This window comes from Rahnella sp. AN3-3W3 (assembly GCF_003263545.1).
Classification (GTDB): Bacteria; Pseudomonadota; Gammaproteobacteria; order Enterobacterales; family Enterobacteriaceae; genus Rahnella; species Rahnella variigena.
In genome coordinates this window covers 1-24,106 of sequence record NZ_JYDG01000060.1, presented here as the reverse complement: position 1 = coordinate 24,106, position 24,106 = coordinate 1, and the positions used below count along the sequence as shown (strand labels likewise).

General features: G+C 56.5%; 7 protein-coding genes. 4 read left to right on the top strand and 3 right to left on the bottom strand.

Annotated elements, in window-relative coordinates; genetic code table 11:
• Window positions 1–50 precede the first annotated feature (50 nt).
• Genes rcsB through UC15_RS16770 form a run of 3 tightly spaced genes read right to left on the bottom strand, consistent with a single transcriptional unit; the run spans window position 51 to window position 4,606 of the window.
• The gene (gene rcsB / locus UC15_RS16780) at window positions 51–701 is read right to left on the bottom strand and encodes a response regulator transcription factor RcsB (RefSeq protein ID WP_013574620.1); all 651 of its coding nucleotides are present in this window, start codon (window positions 699–701) and stop codon (window positions 51–53) included.
• A gap of 4 nt (window positions 702–705) precedes the next feature.
• A complete protein-coding gene (gene rcsD / locus UC15_RS16775) occupies window positions 706–3,399 on the bottom strand; it encodes a phosphotransferase RcsD (protein WP_112289495.1) in 2,694 nt (897 codons plus the stop codon).
• Window positions 3,400–3,436: 37 nt separating this feature from the next.
• Window positions 3,437–4,606 (bottom strand): MFS transporter, encoded by a 1,170-nt coding sequence (locus UC15_RS16770; protein WP_112289502.1) that lies wholly within the window; start codon window positions 4,604–4,606, stop codon window positions 3,437–3,439.
• Between the two features lie 689 nt (window positions 4,607–5,295).
• Between UC15_RS16770 and UC15_RS16765 the strand changes: the two genes are divergently transcribed.
• The 4 genes from UC15_RS16765 (at window position 5,296) to UC15_RS16750 (ending at window position 24,031) form a co-directional block, all read left to right on the top strand.
• On the top strand, window positions 5,296–19,161 hold the full coding sequence (locus UC15_RS16765; protein WP_112289494.1) for an Ig-like domain-containing protein: 13,866 nt from the start codon (window positions 5,296–5,298) through the stop codon (window positions 19,159–19,161).
• Between the two features lie 78 nt (window positions 19,162–19,239).
• Window positions 19,240–20,616 (top strand): TolC family outer membrane protein, encoded by a 1,377-nt coding sequence (locus tag UC15_RS16760; protein ID WP_112289493.1) that lies wholly within the window; start codon window positions 19,240–19,242, stop codon window positions 20,614–20,616.
• A 50-nt stretch (window positions 20,617–20,666) separates the two neighbouring features.
• Window positions 20,667–22,844, top strand: coding sequence for a type I secretion system permease/ATPase (locus tag UC15_RS16755; protein ID WP_112289492.1), 2,178 nt, complete (start codon window positions 20,667–20,669; stop codon window positions 22,842–22,844).
• Between the two features lie 17 nt (window positions 22,845–22,861).
• The gene (locus UC15_RS16750; RefSeq protein ID WP_112289491.1) at window positions 22,862–24,031 is read left to right on the top strand and encodes an HlyD family efflux transporter periplasmic adaptor subunit; all 1,170 of its coding nucleotides are present in this window, start codon (window positions 22,862–22,864) and stop codon (window positions 24,029–24,031) included.
• Window positions 24,032–24,106 lie beyond the last annotated feature (75 nt).

Sequence of the window (24,106 nt, the reverse complement as noted above, 5' to 3'; positions counted from 1 at the left end):
AGGCACCGCGAAGGTGCCTTTTTCATTTCTTAATCATTTAGACTGAAACGTTAGTCTTTATCCACCGGCTGTGAGCTGACGGAAGACAGGTAGTTCAGCAGGGCGATATCATTTTCAACGCCCAGTTTAAGCATCGCAGATTTCTTCTGGCTGCTGATGGTTTTAATGCTGCGGTTCAGCTTTTTGGCAATCTCGGTCACCAGGAAGCCTTCTGCGAACAGGCGCAGAACTTCGCTTTCCTTCGGAGACAGGCGTTTGTCGCCGTAACCGTTGGCGCTGATTTTTTCCAGCAATTTCGCCACGCTGTCCGGTGTGAACTTCTTGCCTTTCTGCAATGCAGCCAGTGCTTTAGGCAGGTCAGTTGGCGCGCCTTGCTTAAGCACAATCCCTTCGATATCCAGATCCAGAACAGAGCTCAGGATCGCCGGGTTATTATTCATGGTCAGAACAATAATGGATAACTGCGGGTAATGGCGTTTGATGTATTTGATCAACGTGATGCCATCGCCGAATTTATCGCCCGGCATGGACAGGTCGGTGATCAGCACGTGAGCATCAAGTTTGCTTAAGCTGTTAACCAGTGCGGTGGAGTCCTCGAACTCGCCTACAACATTCACCCATTCAATTTGTTCAAGGGACTTACGAATACCAAACAGGACGATAGGATGGTCATCAGCAATAATTACGTTCATATTATTCATGTGATTAGCTACCTTGCTGGAGCAGTCTGGAGACAAAAGAATCAATGTGATTGATGGTTTCAGTAATCTGTAAAGCATCGCCATCTGCGATGTATTGCTCTAACGATTCACACATTTGCTTGCCTGGGGTCAGGTTCAGCATAGCGAACACCCCCTTGAGACGATGTGCTGTTTGTGAAAGTGACGTGAAATCACGACGTTGGTTCTCATTATACAGTTTCTCAAGATCTTCCGGTACTGTCTCGACGAAAAGCTGATAGTAATCGCTTGATTTTAACTGCTTTTCATAATGGTCGAGAGAGTCTTCACCGGGTTCTTCGGATGAAACACTGTCATCGGAAACAGAAAATTGCTGTTCGATTAACAGTAGGGTTGCGTCAATCAGCGCACTGCTGATGTTGTAATTGACGCGAATATAATGCTTTTCAAGCTGCTGGAAACCTGACTCATCATCAGTCAGCAAAAGCGTAAATTTGTCACTGTTCTGCGGGTTATCTGTCAGTAAAACGTCGTATTCCCGCGCGACCTGCCGGTCATCAGCCACGATGCACACGGCACCATAGGCATTCATGGTCCGGGTGATAATACCGCGAACTTCTTCAGACGTGATGTCGAGCAAGACCGTCACATCATTCAGTAATTTTTCATGTTCAGCTTCAAGTTCATGCGCTTCCTGACGCTGTTTAACACGTACAGTATAGCGTGTACCAATATCAAGCTTGCTGCGGATTTCTAACTGGCCGCCAAGCTTTTTACACAGCTGATTACACAGGAAGAATGTCAGGCCGGAGCCGTGATTGAAACGGTCAACCAGTGTCTGGCTCAGGAAAGGATAATTCAGATTGCTTAATTCTTCCTTGGAAATTCCGCTACCGGTGTCGTTAATGTGGAAAATCAACTGATCCGGACGATCTTCGTCCTGTTCGCTGGTGAGTGTCACTTTACCCAGAGACGTGGTGACGATGGCATAATCGAGCAGCAGCGAAAGAATTTTCTTCACCGCCTGCACGTCGCCGATAAAGGTGGCTTCCGGGGCAATCTGGAAGTGATTGAGTAAGCCAAGACCTTTCTGGTTCAGGCGGGGCAGGGCTTCAAGCAACAGTTCATCAATCATGGCGGATAACAGATACTTTTCACCAGCAGGCTGCCAGTCTTGCGTTTCCAGCCGCGTCAGCAAGGTGATGTTATCCACCAGCGTCAGCGCATTGCGTGATTCATTGAGCAGCTTGCCTTCCAGCGTCTGGCGCGCTTCCGGGCTTTGCTCTTCCACCAGCGCCACCGCCAGTCCGTTCAGCTCCTGCAGTGGCTGATTCAGCTCAATGCCTAAATTGTGCAGCATCAGCTTGCGGGCCTGCAGGTTTTTCTCAAACTCGCGTTTTGCCTGTTGCAGCGTGCGGTTCACCATCACTTCTTTATCCTGATCATGCAGCATAAACAGGTAAGTTTCCGGTGAGATCTGACTGCGGATCATGCGGATTTCATAGACTTCGTTATTGACCGTGGCCTGAATGGTGCCGTGATGCTGTTCGGCCATATTGGCGATTTTATTCAGGCTCAGATGCGGCAACAGCTGGTCGGCAATTTTATTGCTCAGAACCACGCTGTGATTGCTGAAGTTATACACCAGCAAACCGAGCGGCAGTCCGGAGATGATTTCCTGGTTCAGCGCCTGCTGCATCTGCAACTGGGCAGCCATATTTTCGCTCGGGCGGATGTACTGATGGCGGATAAAGTAAATGCTGGCCATCGCCAGACCCATCAGGAACAGATTAATCAGGATCAGCCAGAAGTTATTGCGTGAAAGGTCAACGACCAGACTGAACAAGGGAACGTGATAGGTCAGCGACAGCGGCGAATTACTCAGCGGAACGTCAAACACCAGTGTCCAGCCTTGCATCACGATGCTGCTGGCCTCGGCGCTATCGTCTTCCGGATCGCCTTCATTTACCGCCGTGGTGTTACCGTTTAACTGGAAATTGTCCCGCGCCATGTTGTACGGAACCAGGTCAGTTATCGGCAAATCAAAGGCGATAACAGTCGCCAGATGTCCGGGATTATTAAACGTGGTGCGCAGGGAGAATGAATAGTCGCTGCCCTGACGCGATTTTCTCAACGGAGAATAGCTTTCACGTTCATCCAGCGTATTGGCCTGTTGCAGCATTTCAGCGCGACGCGCCTGCAATGTGCTGGTGAATGCGTTTTCCTTCAGGCGCGAATCTTGTTGCTGCAAGGGAACGGTCGTCACCACCAGCATACTGTTGTCCTGACCGTTCAGGTAATACAGCGAGTAGGGCAGCGTGTTCGAGCCCCACTGATCATCCAGAAACGACGAGATTTTCAGCGTTAAATCCAGCGTAGAGCTGTCATGGGTGCCTAAAATAAGCGCATCGGTTTTTTTATGAGGTTTGGAGACTAGATACATGTCCTGACGCAGACGGACTTCCTGAGCACTGACCGCATCCGGTGTCATAGGCTGACCCGAATAGTTGTCATAAATCTGGTAGGTCATGTAACGGAATTTATCGATGCGTTTTTGCAGCAGTTCGGCGGTGTTTTGCACCGTTCGCATCTTATCGTTCAGATAGGCATTGGTGTAATTGTAACCATACAGGCCCAGTCCCATCACCAGAAGGACAATGAACAACCAAAAGAAGCGCGTGATATTGGTCGATGTCAGCGATAAATATTTACCAGCCATGATGATGAGTTATTTCCTTCATTCTTGTTATTACTCTTTACCGGACAACGGCTCTGGCGCAGGCGGTGACACAAAGCATCATCGCCGCAACGCAACCTAATGCAAAAGACAAACTACTGACCTGTGCGATAAAACCTATCAGCGCAGGGCCCGCCAAAATACCGGCATAACCCAGAGTTGTCACGGAGGCGATAGCCATGCTGGCAGGCATTGATGTCTGATTACCTGCCGCACTGAACATAATCGGTACCAGATTCGAGGCACCAAATCCGATCATGACAAAGCCCAGACCGGCGATCCACAGATTATCCACCAGCGTCAGCAAAATCAGCCCGAGACTGGCACAAAGACTGCCGTACATCAGTACTTTATAACGCCCGAACGCGGCGATAATTTTGTCACCGGTCAGACGTCCAGCGGTCATGGCGACCGAGAAAACAGCGTAGCCAAGTCCGGCCTGATGTGCTGCAACGCCGCGTTCCGTGGTGAGGAACAGTGCGCCCCAGTCCAGCATCGATCCTTCGGTCAAAAACATCACAAAACATAAAAAGCCCAGCAAAATGACCCAGCCGCGGGGCAGGACAAAAATAGGGCCATCGCCGTCATGACGGGTTTCGCGCCACAAGTGCGGGCTGGTCACCACCGTCAGAACGGCCAGTAAAATCACGACCAGCATTACTGACTCAAAAGGCGTCAGCCCGAAAAATAATAAACCGGTGACGGCCAGCGCGCCAAAAATGCTGCCCATGCTAAAAAAGCCATGAAACCCGGACATCATCGCGCGGCCACTGGCTTTCTCAACGACTATCGCGTGGACGTTCATGGCCACATCAATCATGCCTATCGCCGCCCCGAACACCAGCAGCACCACGGCCATACCGGCGGTGCTGTCCATCAGCGTCAGCAGGGGCAATGCCAGCAGCAGTAACACGCTGGCAATCAAAATTACGGTTTTACATCCCAGTTTTCCGGTCAGAAAACCGGTGAGCGGCATCGAAAAGGTCGAACCTGCGCCAATGCATAGCAACAGTAATCCTAATGTGCCGTCACTGATTGCCAGCCGCAATTTAACAAAGGGCACCAGCGGTGCCCAGGCGGCCATGGCAAAACCGGACAATAAGAAAATCAGCCGGGTGGCATGTTGTTGCGCTCTGCCCGGAACCGGCGCAGCAGTCAGGGGATATTCAGGTGACGACGCTGTCGTCATCGGTTCTGGAGACATCTTTGGAAATTCCTTTTAGGTATACCTTTCAGATACGCCTTTTCGATACAAAAACACTGACTCAGTTTCCACCTGTCTGACTGACCGGACACTTTATCAGAAAGCATAAGTTACTGTGATTGCACAAAGTCTTAATTATTTCTCAGGGCAATACATTAGCGATAAAAAATCTAAAACACGATCACACAATTGGTAAGTCATTTTGATGGGTGTTTCAGCGGGCTAATGCTTGATTTCATTAATAATGATCTGGCTTACTCTTTGCGTAAAAGTTAATAATATGTTGTTTTTTATGGATTTGTTTTAATTCTCAGTAAGCTAGATGACATTTCAATCCTCGTCAAACGTAAGTTTTGTGATTCTTTAATGAAATTTTCTTGTCCTGATGATTTTGTTTTTTTTATAGCACTTATCCCAAATCATGCATATAACTTATGGAGTTTCGGGCAAAAACTACCGAAACAATGAATCATTAAAGTCATAAAAAATATCTCAATGTATTCACGACGCTTTTATTTGTTCGATTTGTAGTCTCTGTCATTCCCTGACACCAGTTGGAAGTATACCCATTTTTTATTAATGGTCTTCACATCACGACACGCCGTTTTTTCCTTAAAAAGGAGAGAGCGGTATTTAGCGTGTGTGGGCAACAACTGGTGTAACAGGGGTACAACATGGCTCAGAACGGTAGCGTTGTTATTGATATTCTTTCTCGTACAAATGGCGCAGTAGTTTCTCAGGTCTCAAACGCCAGCCAGGACGTAACCCTCAATCAAATCAGTATCGTACGCGTCCACGCGACGCGCGACGCCGTCACCAGCTATGAGCGTGTCGGCAACGATCTGGTCATCCACATGAAAGACGGCCGCACAGTCCGCTACCACAGCTTCTTTGATACCGACGGCAAAGGGCACCACAGCGAACTGATTTTTGACGACGGCGTACACCCGATCGAACATGCCGCGTTTGTCGATACCGGCGCGACGGCAGCCGCCGTACCGGTGGTTCCCGCGTATGAAACCATTCCTGACGTCGGTGCCCTGGTCCTCGACTCCTCTAATTTTGATCCCGCTGTTTTAGGTGCCGTGCTGGGCGTGCTTGCTCTGGGCGCCGGTATTGCCATTGCCGCAGGTGGCGGCGGTGGTGGTGGCGGTGGCAGCAGCAGTAACAACGGCGGCAGCGACGGCGGTGGAAACACCGGTGGTGGGAATAACGGTGGCGGTAATACCGGCGGAGGCAATACGGGCGGCGGGGATACCGGCGGAGATGATACCGGTGGTGGGAACACGGGGGGGGGAAATACCGGTGGAGGTAATACCGGTGGTAACAGCGGTCAGGCCGCTAACCTCACACTCGGCGCATTTGCCGGTGATAACATCCTCAACGCCGCCGAAGCGCGTCTGGAGCAAATCTTCTCAGGCAACGCAGAAAACGTGGCAGCAGGTCAGACCATTACCCTCACTATCAATGGCAAATCCTACACCAGCACCGTTGGCGCTGACGGTAAATGGGATATCAATCTGCCGTCTGTCGATTTGCAAAATTTGGCGGACGGCACTTATGTGATTTCGGTCACCGTCACTGGTACGGATGGAAATTCAGTCTCCAGGGGGGTCACGCTAGTGGTCGACAGAACCCCGCCGGAGGTATCCCTCGATCCAATCGCCAATGACAACATTCTGGACGCAGTGGAGCATCGTGAGTCGCTGACAGTCGCCGGGACTGCCTCTGCGTCTGAAGCTGGTCGCACGCTGGTTGTCACCCTTAATGGCGTCGATTACAACACGACGGTAGGTGCGGATGGCACCTGGTCAGTCACAATCCCAGCCAGCACAGTCTCCGCGCTCGCTAATGGTGATTACACGCTGACCGCTTCCCTCACGGATTCGGCGGGAAACCAGACCACAACCCCGCTTGAACTCTCCGTTAATGACAGCGCTGGTATTTTGACTATCGACCCGATTTCGGGCGACGGGCAGTTGAATGCGATCGAAAGTCAGTCTCCGCTGGTGATTTCAGGCACCGCCTCCAACGTTGCTGAAGGCACAACGATTACCGTTACCCTCAACGGCCAAACCTATACCGGCATCACCGGTGCGACTGGCGTGTGGAGTGTGAACATTCCGGCAGATGCCTTGCAGGCGCTTACCGACGGCACTGCCACGCTGACTGTCAGTATGACGGATGCGGATGGTAATGCGATTCTGACCACCAAAGATTTTAATGTAGCTGTTCACCCGGGTGAACTGACGCTGGATACGCCGTTCACAGATGGCACGCTTAATACCCAAGAGTTAGTTACTGATCAGATACTTACCGGTAACACTGGACTCAAAGGTGAAGGGCAAACCGTCAGTGTGGTGATTAATGGCCAGACTTACACCGGCACAGTGGCTGTCGATGGCAGCTACAGGGTCAATTTACCGGTGTCAGCGTTGACCGGCTTACCGCAAGGCGCCAGTGCGGTAGTTATTAATGTGACGGATTCTGCCGGTAACCACACTACGCTCAACACCACGGTTTCTGTCGATACCATCGCGCCGACCCTGACGGTCAATCCGCTGGAAGGCGACGGGTATATCAGCGTGGCGGAAGCCGCATCACAAATGACCCTGACCGGTACGGCGTCGGTATCCGAAGCCGGTCGTCCGGTTGTCGTGACCATTAACGGCGTTGATTATACGGGCGCGATTGTTCAGCCGGATGGCAGCTGGAGCGTGAACATTCCGGCCGGTTCCCTGAGCAATCTCAGTCAGGATGTGACGGTCACTGCGACGCTGACGGATGCCGCGGGTAACGCCACCACCAACACCAGCACTATTCACGTTGCTTCTGACCCGGCTCTTCCGCCGCTGATCACGGTGAATACTTTCGCGTCAGATAATGTAGTCGATGGTGCCGAGCGCCAGACTGCGCAAACGTTAAGCGGTACCACCACGCGCGTTGAAGCCGGGCAAATTGTCACTATTACCCTGAACGGGCACACCTATACGGCGACAGTCGGTGCCAGCGGAAACTGGAGCGTGATTGTTCCTGCGGCGGATATGATTGTGCTGGCTAACGGCCAGCAAACCATTACCGCGACTGTGTCTGATAAAGCCGGGAACGAAGCCGCGCCGGGCACTGACACCTTTAACGTGGATGCCTCGCAGGACGGCATCGCGATTGATCCGGTGACCGGCGATAACGTCATCAACGCTGTGGAAACTGCGAACGGTATCTTAGTGTCTGGTACGACATTGGGTGCTGACCCGGCTTTCCAGGTAGAGGTGACTTTCCACGGACGTTCATATTTTGCGAATTTACTTTCAAACGGGCGCTGGTCGTTAACTATTCCTTCCGGAGATTTGGATGGGATAGATATAAGTACGTTACAACTTACTGCAACAGCTCAGGCCATGGGGGGAGGAACCCTTACCAATAGCATCTCTGTCGGCGTGGATAATCTGGCACCTGTGCCAACCCTTAACACGCCATTTGGCGACGGCTATCTGAATATTGCCGAAGCGGCAACGGCTGAAACCCTGAGCGGTACCACCGGCAAAGCCGGTGATGGTCAGACGGTCACCGTCACGATTGGCGGGCATACCTATAACGCCACGGTGGATGGCACCGGCGCATGGTCGGTCAGCCTGACTTCTGCTGATTTGCAGACGTTGCCGCAGGGCAATAATGCGATTGTGGTGAATGTGACTGACAGCGCGGGCAACACCGCGACGCTTAACGGTACTGCCACTGTCGATTTAACCGCGCCAACCCTGACCATCAATCCGGTTTCCGGCGATGGTTACATCAACAACGCCGAAGCGGCGGCTGATATTGCCGTAACCGGTACCGCATCGATTTCCGAGGCCGGTAACACCGTCACGGTGACGATAAACGGCCAGCCTTACACCGGCATTGTGGCGGCGAACGGGCAGTGGACGGTGACCGTTCCGGCTGGCGCCCTGACGGGGGTGGCTGACGGGCAATATCCTGTCACCGTGCAGCTTGCAGATGCCGCAGGTAACAGCACCACGATTACTTCTAATGTTCAGCTGGCAGCCGATCCGGCATCAGCGCCGACCATCACCCTGAACGCCTTTGCGGGCGACAATATTCTCGACGGTGCAGAGCAGCAAACGGCTCAGACCCTCAGCGGAACGACGACGCATGTCGAAGCCGGGCAGGTCGTCAATATTACCCTTAACAGCGTGGTGTACAACGCGACCGTGCAGGCCGATGGCAGCTGGAGCGTCAGCATTCCGTCTTCTGCATTGGGCGCACTGACCAACGGCACACTGCAAATTGACGTCGCCGTACTGGATAAGGCCGGAAATCAGGCCACCGGCAGCGAATCCTTTACCGTAGATAACACGCTAAGCGGCCTGTCTGTGGATCCAGTCACCGGTGATAACCAGCTGAATGCACAGGAAGCGGCAGCGGGCGTCACCATCAGCGGCACCTCGGCCAACGTGCCGGTCAACGGCGTAGTGACGATTACCCTTAATGGAAAAACCTATACCGCGACAGTCGGCGTGGGCGGCGGCTGGAGTGCTCAGGTCTCTGCGGCAGATCTGGCTACGCTGAGTGACGGTGAACACACCATCACCGTCAGTGCGACCGATGCCGTCGGGCAAACGATCACCGGCAGCGATGTGCTGAATGTCATCATTAACAATCTGCCAAATGCCACACTCGATACGCCGTTTGGCGACAGCATTCTTAATGCCGCCGAAGCCGGTGTCAGCCAGACTCTGACCGGGAATACCGGTGTTTCCGGCAGTGGTCAGACGGCGGTTGTGACCTTTGGCGGGCAGGATTACACCGCTGTTGTCACCGCCGACGGTTCGTTCTCGGTTTCCGTGCCGTCATCGGTACTGACGACCCTCGGACAAGGCCCGACTGCCGTGCAGGTAGCGGTGACTGATGCGGCTGGCAACACCAGCAACATTTCTGTGCCGGTATCAGTGGATACCGTCGCGCCAGTAGTCACCATCACCACTCCGGTTGCGGGCGACGGCACCATCAATGCCGCAGAAGCCGGAGCGATTATTCCGGTCAGCGGCACGGCGGGCGCGGGTGAGGCGGGCGATACGGTCACCATCAGCCTTGGCGGACACACTTACACCGGCACCGTAGCAGCAGGCGGCGGCTGGACGGTTAACATTCCGGCCGATGCGCTGGCGAATGTGGCGAACGGGACTTATACCCTGACCGCGACGGTCACTGATGCCGCGGGCAACGCAGGTACAGCGACGGCACCGGTCACCGTGACCGCAGATCCGACGCTGTTGCCGACAATTGCAATTGATCTCTTTGCCGGAGACGGCACGTTAGACGGCGCGGAACGAACCAACCCGCAAACCGTCAGCGGCACCACCACTTACGTGGAAGCCGGACAAATCGTCACTGTGACCATCGGCGGCATTGATTATCAGGCCACGGTGCTGGCCAGCGGCGCATGGAGTGTCATCGTTCCGGCAGCCACCTTGCAGACGCTGCAAAACGGCACGGCAACCATTGAGGTATCCGTCACCGATAAAGCCGGTAACCCTGCAGTTAACAGTGAAGACTTCACCGTTAACAGTGCGCTGGGCGGCGTGACCATCAACCCGATCACCGGCGATAACAAAATCGACGCCACTGAGGCGGGTACCGGTTTTGACATTAGCGGTAAAACAGTCAATGTGCCGGAAGGAACCGCCGTTACCGTTCAGCTGGGCACGGTGACTTACACCACCCAGACTGATGCTGACGGCAACTGGACCGTCAATGTTCCTGCAACGGATGTCGTCAATCTGGCGGATGGCACCAGCCATGTGATTGTGACCACCGTGACCACCGATCAGGGACAGGTGACTACCACACAGGATTTGGGCATTTACACCACATTGCCGGTACCGACCCTGAATCCGCCGTTTGGCGATGGTCAGTTAGGCACCGACGAAGCGGCTGCCACACAGACTCTGACCGGTTCCACCGGGCTGACCGGCGATGGTCAGACGGTGACCGTGGTGATTGAAGGTAATACCCTGACAGGTACCGTAGCGACTGACGGTACCTGGACCGTCACCGTACCGGCTGGCACATTAACCGGTTCGGCAGAAGGCCCGACGCCGGTGGTAGTCAACGTTACTGATGCCGCAGGTAACACGGGCACCATCACCGGTTCTGTGAATGTCGATTTCACATCACCAACGCTGACGCTCAACCCGGTGGCGACGGATAACGTGATTAACGCGCAGGAAGTGGCGGGCATCATTGTGTTGTCAGGTACCGCTGATACGGCGGATGCCGGTCAGATTGTCACGCTGCAATTTAACGGTCAGACCTATCAGGCAACCGTTCAGGGTGATGGCTCCTGGTCGACAAACGTTCCGGCGGGCGCGCTGGCCGGTCTGGCCGACGGTAGCTATACGCTGACAGCCACGCTGGCTGATCTGGCGGGTAATACCACGACCGTACCGGAAACGGTCACCGTGGTGGTTTCCAATCCGCCGGTACCAACCATTGAAACGCCATTTGGCAATACTTTCCTTAATCAGCTGGAAGCGGACACCGATCAGACACTCACCGGTACCACCGGCGTCACGGGCGCAGGTCAGTCCGTCGTTGTAAATATCGGCGGCGTTGATCATACGGCGACTGTCGATGCGGCCGGTATCTGGACGGTTAATATCAGTGCGGCCGATTTGCAGTTAATCACCGAAGGTCCGCAAACCATCGTGGTCACGGCTACCGACAGCGCGGGTAACGTGGGCACCGTCAACAGTGCCATCACCGTGGATTACACGCTGCCAACGCTGACCTTTGATCCGGTGGCGACCGACGACATCATTAATGCTGCTGAAACCTTGCAGCCGGTGGTGATCAGCGGCACATCCGATATCCCGGATGCAGGACAAACCGTTTCTGTGGTGCTGAGCTTCAACAACGTGACGTATACCGCGATTGTCCAGCCAGACGGCACCTGGAGTTTCACGCTGCCAAGTTCTGTGGTGCAGGCGCTGGCTGATACCACTTACACGCTGTCAGCGACCATCACCGATGCGGCCGGTAACACCACCACAGGCGATCATACCTTCACCGTGGATGCAGCGGCGGCTGACTTGCCAACGCTGACCATCACGGCGGTGTCGGAAGATGATTACATTAATGCGGCAGAGAAAGGCGCCGATATCCCGATCACCGGGACATCCACCAATCTCGAAGTCGGACAGACGGTGGTGGTGAGCTTTAACGGCAAAAACTACAATGCCCTCGTCGGTGCGAATGGCGACTGGACGGCAACCGTGCCGCTGGCGGATCTGGCTACCTTGTCCGACGGGCCAATTACCGTAACAGCGACCTCAGCTGATCTGGCCGGTAACCCGGCGTCAGCGTCGCATAACGCCACCGTGATCGCCCAGCCGGGCGACCTGCCAACGCTGAGCATCAACGCCATTTCCGGCGATGATTACATCAATATCATTGAGCACAATCAGGGGATGACCGTCAGCGGCACTTCCACCCACGTTCCTGTGGGCGGTACGGTGACGGTGGTTATTACCGGCGAAGCCTATACCGCGACCTTTACTGCTACCGTGCAGGCTGACGGCAGCTGGAGCTTCCCGATGACGGCGGCGCAGGTTCAGGCAATGCCGGCGGGCAACAATACCTTCACCGCGACTGCGGATGACGTGGCGCAAAACGTCGCCACGGCAACGCATGACGTGGCTGTTGATACAACTGCGCCGATACTGACTGTGACCGTGGATACCGGCGGTGATGACATCATCAATCTGGCTGAAGCGGCACTGGGTATTCCGGTCAGTGGCACCACGGATCCAAACCTGACCGTGACCGTCACGCTCAACGGAAAAGATTACACCACCACCGCCGACGGTACAGGCGTCTGGAGCCTGACCATTCCGGGCGTGGATGTGCAGGCCATCACCACCGATGGCACTAAAACCATCGGCGTCAGTGTGACCGATCCTGCCGGGAACAATCTTACTACTTCGGCTGATTTCACGCTCTCCTCGCACGCATTACCAACGCTGACCATTGGCGTGATTGCTGGCGATGGTATTTTGAACATCACTGAAGCGGCCAATGGTTTTAACCTGAGCGGAAGCAGTTCAGGTCTGGCGCCGGGAACTGTCGTGCAGGTTACGGTGCCTGGGCTGGCGGATCCGATTTCCGGTACGGTGAACCCTGACGGACTCGGCTGGACTGCCATCGTTGCGCCAAATCTGCTCAGCGGGCTGACTACCGGTATCGTACAGGTGACCGTGACGGCAGAAGATGTGGCCGGTAACCCGGCGTCTTCCAGCGCAAGTCTGGATATCGAACTGTCTGCGCTGCCTTTACCGACCATCAATACCCCGTTTGTGGATGGTGTTCTTAACGCCACCGAAGCAGCGGGTAATCAGCTGATTACCGGCACAACCGGCATCACCGGCGCGGGTCAGACCGTGCTGGTGACTGTTGATGGCACGCCGGTGCTGGCCACCGTCGCCACTGACGGCACCTGGACGGCGACCGTGCCTTCCGGCGTGCTTCAGGGGCTGGCGGATGACACGCATACCATCAGCGTGACGGCAACCGACAGCGCGGGGAATACCAGTGCGGCCGGTACCCTTGATTTCACGTCGGTGACGCAGGTTCTGCCAGTGGCTGGCATTAACGTGCCATTTGGTGACGGCATTCTGAATCTGGATGAAGCGACCGCGGGCGGCAGCATTACCGGTACCACCGGTATCACCTCGCCGGGTCAAACCGTCACTGTGGTCATTAACGGTAACGCAGTGCCGGTGGTGGTGGATTCTGCTGCCGGAACCTGGACTGTCACTCTGACGCCAGCGCAGTTGCTGGGCTTGCAGGATGGCACCTGGCCGGTCGTCGTGACCGTGACCGACAGTGCGGGCAACACCTCGCCGCTGACGGCATCGGTTGATGTGCGGATCAATAACATTCCGCAACCGACGATTGATCTGCCATTCGGTGACGGCACGCTGAACATTGAGGAATCTGCAGCTGTTGGCGGCCAGACGCTCACCGGTTCCACCGGCGTAACGGGCGCAGGGCAAACCGTCAGCGTGGCGATCGCGGGCATGACCGGCAGTCCGTTTGCGGCAGTCGTCGATCCGGATACCGGAAACTGGACCCTGAACCTGACGCCGGCTCAGCTGGCAACGCTTGGGCTGGCGACCGCGCAGCATGATATTACCGTCACGGCGACCGATTCTGTTGGTAACCATAACGATACGACCATCAGCTTCACTTCACATCTGTCCGGACCGGTACCGTCTATCGACCCGCCATTTGGCGACGGTAGCCTGAATATTACCGAAGCGGCCGGTGTGAATATCATTACGGGTAACACCGGGATTACCGGCGACAACCAGAACGTCAAACTGACCATTGATGTGAACGGCACCACCTATACCGCCACTGTCGATCCGACGACAGGTGACTGGTCGGTCAGCCTGCCTGCGGGCGTGCTGAGCTCTCTGGGCAGTGGTACGCATGATATCAACGTGACGGTGACAGATGCCGCGGGCAACAGTACGCCAGCGACGCTGCCATTCACCAGCTACCTCACCGCACCGGATGTCACTATCAACACGCCGTTTGGCGATGGTTATCTGAGTGCTGCCGAAGCTGCGACAGCACAGACCATTACCGGAACGACCGGGCTGACAGGCGCGGGACAAACGGTGGTGGTCACCATAGGCGGTCTGACAATTCCGGGCGTGACGGTGGATGCGAACGGCAACTGGTCGGCGCCTCTGTCAACCAGTGAAATCGCCGATCTGCCGCAGGGCGCACAGCAAATCTCTGTCACGGTGACGGACGCTGGCGGTAATACCGGTTCGGCCTCGGCCGATGTCGGCATTGCCGTGACGCAACTTCCGACAGTGGCGGTTACGTCCTTTGCCGGTGCCGGTTTTGACCTGACCTATGCAGAAAGCCAGAGCACGCAAACTATCACCGGTACCACGGTGAACGTGCAGGCCGGACAGCAGGTGACGGTTTCAGTCGGCGGCATCAGCCATCAGGCAACGGTGCTGGGCGACGGTACCTGGAGTGCCACCTTTACACCTGCTGAACTGGCAACGCTGGACAGCGCGGACACGATCACCGCTTCTGTGAGTGACCTGGCGGGTAACACGGCAAATCTGCCGCTGCCTCAGGCCATTACGGTCAACCTGACGCCGCCAACATTCGCCATCACCATTGATCCGGTGACCGGCGATAACATCATTAACGTGGCGGATGGCAATCCGGCGAACATTACTGTTTCCGGTAAATCAATCAACGTGCCGGACGGTACGCTGGTCAATATCACCGTCGGGGGTGTTCCGCATCTGGCGACAGTCACTGGAGGAACATGGTCGGTGTCTGTGGCTGCCGCTGAATTTGTCAATGGCACCACCACAACAATTACCGCCTCAACTCTGATCCCGGCGACCAGCGCCACACAAGGCGTGCTGGTGGATACCACGGCACCAGCAGTGACAATCAATGCCTTTACCGGCGACGATGTCCTCAACAATACTGAGTCGAAATCCGCGCAGGTGATTACCGGTACGGCGGATACCGGCGATGTGGGGCGTGTTGTCGTCGTCACATTGAATGGCAAAACTTACAACGGTACCGTGCAGGCAGGCGGTACCTGGTCAGTCAGTGTACCGGCAGCCGATTTGCAGGCATTGCCACAAGGCAACGGCGCAACTAACGTGATCTCCGCGACCCTGACGGACGCGGCAGGCAACGTGGGAACTGCCGTTCCGCACACCGTCACCGTCGATACCACCGCGCCGTTGCTGGCGCTGGATGTGGTCGCTGGTAATAACGTCATTAACCTGGCGGAATCGTTGCTCAACGTACTGGTCGGCGGAACGTCCAGCGGCGCTGACGGTCAGACCGTCAACGTCACACTGGGCGGTGCGTCCATTGGTACAGCGGTTATTCAGCCGGGCGGGGCATGGTCGCTCAACCTGACGCCAGCGCAGTTGCTGTTGCTTAACGACGGCACCCTGACACTGGCGGCGACGGTAACGGATCAGGCGGGTAACACCACCAGCGTCAGTACTGGTCTGGATATCTTCTTCAACAAATTGCTGGACCTGAACGTGGCCAGTGGACTGGGGCTGACCGACGGTTTCCTCAATCTGGCGGAATCTCAGGTAGCACAAACCATCAGCGGCACGGCGATTGGTGCGGGCGTGGGATCGGTGGTCTCGACTGTTATCAACGGCACGCCGCTTTCGGCGATTGTCGGGGCGAACGGCGCGTGGTCGCTGAACATTCCGGCGGCGTTACTCGGTGCGCTGGGTGAAGGCCAGCAGGTGCTCAACATTAACCTCACCGATGCCGCAGGCAACGTGAAAGCCTCCGTGCTGAATCTGGACGTCATTAAAACGCTCCCGGTTCTGGGCGATCTGGATCCGCTGTTTGGCGGCAACGGTCTGCTGAATGCGGCGGAATCGCTGCTGGCGCAAACCATCGGCGGGGTAGCGACGGCGGTTGACGGCACTCTGGTGACCGTGACCCTCGGCGGTAAAACCTACAACACCACCGTGACGGCGGGGACCTGGGACCTTCAGATCCAGCCGGGCGATCTGGGCGCGTTGCTGGACGGCAATCTGAATCTGGGGATCACCCTGACGGATCCGGCGGGCAACACCTCCACCACCACTGTTCCGGTGGGCATTGCCATCCACAATCTGCCGCAGGTGGTGCTCAACACCGTGTTTGGCGACGGCGTGCTGAATATCGCCGATCTGCTGGTGAATCAGACCATCAGCGGTACAGTCTCCAACGTGGCAGCGGGAACCGCCATCGCGGTGCAGGTCGGTACGCAAACCATTAATGGCGTAGTGGATGCGACCGGTCATTTCCTGGTCACCGTTCCGCCGTCCGTTCTCGGCTTACTGAGTGGCACGACCGCAGCAGTCAGCGTGACGGTAGCAGATGCGGCAGGCAACGTCGGCAGTGCTGTGGCGAACGCGGTACTGGATCTGGTCCAACCGGTCATTAACCTCACCTCGGTACTGGGCGATGGCTTGCTGAATGCGGCTGACGCGCTGACCACGCAGGTGATTGGCGGTACCGTTGGCGGCGTCGCGGCGGGGACGCAGGTGCAGGTCACGCTGGGCGGGAAAACCTTCCTCGGCGCGACCGACGGTACAGGCGCATTCAGTATCACCCTGCAACCGGGTGACCTGAAAGCGCTGGGCGATGGCACCTTCCCGGTCGTGGTTTCTGTTACCGATGCTGGCGGTAATACCAGCACCAGCAGCAGCACGCTGACTTCCATCATCAACGCAGTACCGAAAATTGTGCTGGATCCTGTTTTCGGTGCCGACGGCATCCTCAATGCGGCGGAAGCACTGCTGACGCAAACCATCAGCGGTACGGTCACCAACGGGCATGTCGGCGAAACGGTCAACATTAACGTCGGCGGCGGCCTGATCAACCTGACAGCCACCGTCGGCAGTGACGGCAAATTCTCCGCGTCACTGACGCCGCTGCAACTTGCCGGATTGCTTGACGGCAATCTGACCATCGTCACCACCGTGACCGATGAAGTGGGTAACACGGCGTCGAATACCGTGGGGCTGAATGTCGGTATTCACAATCTGCCGTCGATTGTCCTGAATCCGGTCTTTGGCGATGGTGTGCTGAACGTGGTTGACCTGCTGACCGGCCAGACCATCAGCGGTATCGCGACCAACGTCGCGCAGGGCACACAAGTGCAGATTTCCCTGAATGGCAAAAACTACCTTGCCAATGTGGGTGTCGGCGGGGTGTTCAGCGTGACGGTGCCGGTGACGGATCTGGGCGCCATTCTCAACGGCACACAGTCGGTGGTCGCCAGCCTGGTGGATGGTTCCGGTAATACGGCGTCAGTCACCAATCTGCTGAGCGTGGTAGCGCAGTCTCTGCCAACCATTACGCTGAATCCGCTGTTTGGCGATGGCCTGCTGAACGCGGCGGATGCATTGCTGACACAAACCATCAGCGGTACCACCACCAACGCGCAGGGATCGACCGTGACCCTGAACGTCGGCGGCAATACCCTGACGGCGCTGGTAAAAGCGGATGGCACCTTCAGCGTCGCTGTTCCGCAGCTGACGCTGGCAAGCCTGCTCGACGGCACGCTGAATGTCGGTGCGTCAATCACTAACGCCGCCGGCCATTCAACCAGCGGCAGCGCAACGGCAACGGTCGGTATTCACACCCTGCCAACGCTGTCACTCGGCTCACTGTTTGGCGGTGACGGTTATCTGAACGCCGCCGAAGCGGGCGCTAACACCAACATTACCGGGACTTCAAACCTGCTCAACGGCACGGTGTCGGTCAGTATTGGTGGCGTGACACATACCGGCACCATCATTAACGGTGCGTGGAGTGTGCCGTTTACGTCGGCAGAACTGAAAGGGCTGGCGGATGGCTCAACGCAGGTTTCCGTCTCGGTTGCGGATCTTGTGGGTAACACCGCGATTATCTCTAACCCGCTGAGCGTACTGACTCATGCACTGCCGCTGGTGGCGCTGAACCCGCTGCTCGGGCTGACGCTCGGTGTGGTAGGCGGCATTTTGGGTGGTCAGGGTCTGACCCTGAGCGGAACCAGCCGCAACATCGCACAAGGTGGTCTGGTCAGCGTCACGCTGCTGGGCAATACGCTGGCGGGTACTGTGCAGGCCGACGGTTCGTGGACAGTGAAACTCTCCAGTGCGCTGCTGAGCAGTTACGGGTTGGTGGGCTTACTGAACGCACTGCTCGGCGCGGTGGTTGAACTGAAAGCGGTCGATGCGGCCGGTAACGGATTCGATGCGCACGTCGGGCTGACGGTAGGTTCAACATTGCCGGCGGACACCAACGTTGCGCAGGTTCAGTCGCTGTCAGTGGACGATACCCATACGCTGGCGGCGGTTCACACCACCGATACCAGCACAACTACGGATACCTCAGTGACGCACGCCGCCAGCACGCTAACGGATCCGCTGGTGACAACTGATACCAGTGCTTCAACCACCACCACGCACGACACCACCACGGCAGACACTACCGCGCACGCGGACACGGCGTTCTCCATTGGCGGTATCACCATCGACCTGACGGCAACTGACGGCGTGGCCATCGGCGGCGCCGGTGACGACACCATCTCGGTTCATACCCTCGATTTCTCGCAAATCGACGGCGGCACCGGTGTCGATACCTTACTGCTGGCGGGCACCAATCAGCATCTGGATCTGACCGTACTCGGGCTGAAAGTCGAGCATATCGACATCTTCGACCTGGGCAATTCGGGCACCAACAGCATTTCCCTGAACCTGCATGAGGCGCTGAACGTGAAGGATAACCCGACCGATGAAGTGATCATCAAAGGGGGCGAGGGCAGTCTGGTCAATCTGCAAATGGGCACCGACGGCGCATGGAACGAAACCGGGCAACGCACGGTGGATGGCCTGACCTTCGACGTTTACCACAACGCGTCAATGGATACCTCGAACACCCTGGGAGACGTTCTGGTGCAACACGGTCTGCACGTACAACAGAGTTAATGCAGTGCGCCTCCCCCTGCAAAGGGGGAGGAATCAGTAAAAAACAAAAAAAATCGGCGTAATTAAGTGGTGTCGGTAATGAAAAAAAAGAGAGTAATACGGCAAATCGCCGTTGTGTTGGGCACCTTGTGTCTGACGGGATTAACAGGGAATACGGGTGTGATGGCGGCGGAAAAACAGCCGGAATTTAACTGGCAGGCGGCACCAACGGAGGAAATGCGCGCCAGCCTGACGTTACGGGATGCCATTTTGCGGGCGTTCGCGCGTAACCCGCAAATCGCGGAAGCGGCGGCGCAAATCCGCGTGGGCGGCGGGAATCTGGATGCGGCGAAAAGTGCGTGGTATCCGCAGGTTTCATTACAAGGGTCAGCGGGACAATCCCGGCAGACCTACTCATCGGGCGATCAGAGCAGCAATGGATCGGCGGGTATTCAGCTCAGCCAACTGCTGTGGGACTTTGGCAAAACCAACGGCAGTATCGGTGAGCAGGAATACCTGTCTGATTCCTATCGCTTTTCTCTTTACAGCACCATGACTGACGTGGCGCTGAGCACCATGCAGGCGTACCTCTCGGTGAAACGCTTTCAGGCGTTAAGCGTGGCGGCGCAGGACAATATCGAATCGCTCTCCCGCGTGAAAGATACCGCGAAACTGCGCTCTGACGCCGGGCTGAGTTCTCAGTCTGACGTGTTGCAGGCGGAAACCCGCATTGCCGGGATGCGTGCCACCGTTGAACAATATCGCGCTCAGGAGCGTTCCGCACAGGCGCAGCTGACCGTGCTGACCGGTGTTGTCTCAAATAACTTGCCGGATCTGCCGGAAAGCCTTCTCAATCAGAAAGTCACTCTCGACAAAATCCCCTACGAAAACAGCACACTGGTGCGTGCCGCGCAGGCCAAGCAACAGGCCGCAATTGAGCAGGTTAATCAGGCGGAAGCGCAACACTGGCCGACGGTCAAAGTTCAGGCCGGTCGCACCCGTTATGACAACAACGGCAACACCGGTTCTTACTGGGATGATCAGCTCCAGCTGGCAGTAGACGCCCCGGTGTATCAGGGCGGCGCGGTCAGTGCCAAAGTCCGCGCGGCAGAAGGGCAACGGCAGGCCGCACAGGCGGATGTCGAAAAAGCCAAGCTGGATATCAACCAAAAAGCGTCCACCGCTTACGCCGACATGATCGGCGGGCAGCAGCGGCAGGTCGCGGGCGAAGAGCAGTATGCCAGCGCCACGCACACCCGCAGCGTCTATCAGGACGAATACAAACTCAGCAAACGCAGCCTGAACGATTTGCTCAGCGTTGAGCAGGACGTATTTCAGGCCGACACGTCGCGCATTGGCGCGCTCTACGACGGGTGGGATGCCACCGTGCGCTATGCCGCCGCCGTGGACAATCTGGTCGATATGTTAGGCATCGACCGGCAGAAACAAACAGGTGACACCATCCCGGCGCTGTAAGGCGAAACAGGCCGTGGGAAAACCCAGAAGCATTCGATACCGAGGTTGAAATGAGCAACGAAACAACAACACCTTTGTCGATCGACGTCTGGATAAGCGCCATGGGGCGCGTGGCCGAAACATTCGGTAAGCCAGCAGATCCGCTCTATCTTCGCCAGCAAATGCGCTGGTTTGAACATCAGCCGCAGCGCCGTCAGCTCGACCGTCTGAGCGGACTGATGGGGTTGCAGGTGGGCATGGTCAGCTGGAATCAGGTGCGCTGGCGGCAGGAAGTATTACCCGCCGTGATAACCCTGGAGCAGGGCGGCATTGCGGTGCTTGAGCAGTTACACGATGACGGCAAAGTAGATTACTGGCTGAGTGACGGCGGTGACCTGCTGCGCTCGGCGGAGCTGGTTACGCTGCTGGAACAAAGCGCCGGGCCGGTGTTTCTGGTGGGTGTGGCGGCGCGCGGGCGTGATGAGCGTATCGATCAGTTTGTTCAGCCGCATAAAAAACACTGGTTCTGGGAAAACTTTCGCGGCAGCGGGCGGAAAATCGCAGAAATCTCGCTGGCGTCAATTCTGGGTAACGTGCTGGCGCTGGCCGGTATTTTATTCTCAATGCAGGTTTATGACCGCGTTATTCCGGCACAATCTTTCCCTACCTTATGGGTACTGTTCTTCGGCGTGGTGCTGGCGGCAGGCATGGAATACGTCATCCGCCTGATGCGCACGCTGGTGTCCGATCTGATGGGGAAGAAAATCGACCTCAAAGTTTCTTCGCTGTTTTTCGTGCGGGCGATGAACATCAAAAATGACGACCGGCCAAAATCCACCGGTTCGTTTATCTCTCAGTTACGCGAGATCGACCAGGTGCGCGAACTGCTGACGTCAACGACCGTCAGCGCCGCCGCCGATATGCCGTTCGTGCTGCTGTTCCTCGGCATCATGTTCTTCATCGGCGGTCCGCTGGTGATCATCCCGCTGCTGGCAATCCCGCTGATCGTTATTCCCGGCATTCTGATCCAGTGGCCGATGGCGAAACTGGCGAAAGAAGGGATGCGTGAAAGTGCGCTGCGAAACGCAGTGCTGGTGGAAACTATCGAAGGCATCGAAGACATCAAAGCCTTGCAGGCCGAAGCCTATTTCCAGCGCCAGTGGGAACAGACGCACGAAGTCAGCGCAGCGGTCGGCATGAAACAGCGTCTGTGGGGCGCACGCCTGACCGGCTGGGCATCTACCGTCCAGCAACTGACCTATGGCGGGATGCTGGTGTTCGGGGTGTATCTGGTGCTGAACGGTGATATCACCACCGGTACGCTGGTCGCCGCCAGCATGTTGTCGTCACGCACCATTGCGCCGCTGATGCAGCTGACGATGGTGTTTTCCCGCTGGCAGCACGCCAAAAGCGCCATGCACGGGCTGGATGAGTTGCTGAAAAAACCGATCGACCGGCCAGCGGATGCGGAACTGTCGCATTGTCCGTCGCTCAGCGGTCATTTCAACGTGCGTAATCTGCAATACACCTACGACAAAGAAAATGCGCCGAATGTGCTCGGCATCGGCCAGCTGGAAATCAAACCCGGTGAACGTGTGGCGATCCTCGGCAAAGTGGGCGCGGGGAAATCCACGCTGCTGAAATTGCTCTCCGGTCAGGCCAGTCCGTCGCAGGGTAAAATCCTGATCGACGGCGTGGACATGACCAAAATCGAACCGGCAGATGTCCGCCGTCAGCTGGGGTATTTGTCGCAGGATTCGCGGCTTTTCTTCGGCACGCTGCGCCAGAACCTGATGCTCGGTTATCCCCATGCCTCCGATCAGGAAATGCTGCAGGCGCTGCGCATCAGCGGCGCGCTGAGTATGGTGCAGGCCGATGCTTCGAGTCTGGATAAAATCATCAACGAGGGCGGGCGCGGATTGTCTGGCGGACAGCGTCAGATGGTGATGCTGAGCCGCATGATCCTGCGTAATCCGCAGGTGGTGCTGATGGACGAACCGACGGCGTCGATGGATGAACAGCTTGAAGAATATGTGATCCGCCAGCTTCATGCCTGGCTGGTCGGACGCACCCTGATTGTTGTCACGCACCGCCCGGCGCTGCTCAAGCTGGTTGACCGGATTGTGGTGATGGACAACGGACGGGTGGTAGCTGACGGACCGCGGGATCAGATCCTCGCGAAAGCGGCCAGCAATACGCCCGCTCCGGCTGCGGCCGTGGTGGCGGACAACAAACAAGGCGCAGCCTGAGCTGCTGAGGACATCGCATGGCACATCTTACTTTGCATGATGAACTGGAAGCAGAAGGCCGCAAAGTGTCGTGGATCATCTGGGTATCGCTGGCTTGCCTGCTGATTTTCTTCGTCTGGGCGCGGTTTGCCCTGCTCGATGAAGTTACTGTCGGCACCGGCAAGGTCACGCCATCGAGTAAAGCGCAGCAAATCGACTCGCTCGACGGCGGCGTTATTTTAAAACTGATGGTGCAGGAAGGCTCGGTAGTCAATCGCGGCCAGTTGCTGGCGCAACTCGACCCGACGCGCTCGCAGTCGAACTTCGGTGAAGCCGCTTCCCGCGTGCGGACCCTGCGCGCCTCATCTGAACGTCTGAGTGCTGAACTGACCGGTGCGCCGCTGAAATTCAGCCCGGAGACCATGAAATCGCCGGAACTGGTGGCGCGTGAACGCCAGCTGTATTTATCGCGTAAACAGAACCGTGACGAAACCGTCAGCAACCTGCAGCAGTCGCTCAAACTGGTGAATGATGAAATCAACATGACCCAGCCTCTGGTGGCGAAAGGCGCGGCGGGGCAGGTGGAAGTGATCCGCCTTAAACGTCAGGCCAGCGAACTGCGCGGCAAAATCGACGATGCAACGAACCAGTACGCAGTGCGCGCCCGCGAAGAGCAGGTGAAGAATAACGCCGATCTGGACGCCGAATTGCAGGTCATGGCAGGGAAAGAGGATCAGGTGACGCGTTCCGAACTTTATTCGCCGGTACACGGTATCGTGAAAGACATTCAGGTTTCCACCGTCGGCGGCGTGTTGCAGCCAGGCGGTAAACTGATGGAAATCGTGCCGATTGAAGATCAACTGCTGATAGAAACCCGCATCAACCCGCGCGACATCGCCTATATCCGTCCGGGCTTACCGGCGACGGTAAAAATCTCGGCGTACGATTCGTCCATTTACGGTGACCTCGAGGGCAAAGTCGAGGGCGTGTCGCCGGACACCTTGCAGGATGAAGTGAAACGCGATCAATATTATTACCGTGTCTACGTGCGCACCGACAAAGCCTTCCTGACCAATAAAGCCGGCCGCCAGTTCCCGATTGTGCCGGGGATGGTGGCGAACGTAGACATCAAAACCGGCCAGAAAAGTGTGCTGGATTATTTGATTAAGCCGCTGAATAAGGTGAAGGAATCGTTGAGGGAGAGGTAAGCAGGAGGCCGCTGCTTGTGCGGCTTTAACTTCAACTTCAACGTCAACTTCAACTTCAAGGTCGTGGGCGTCGGC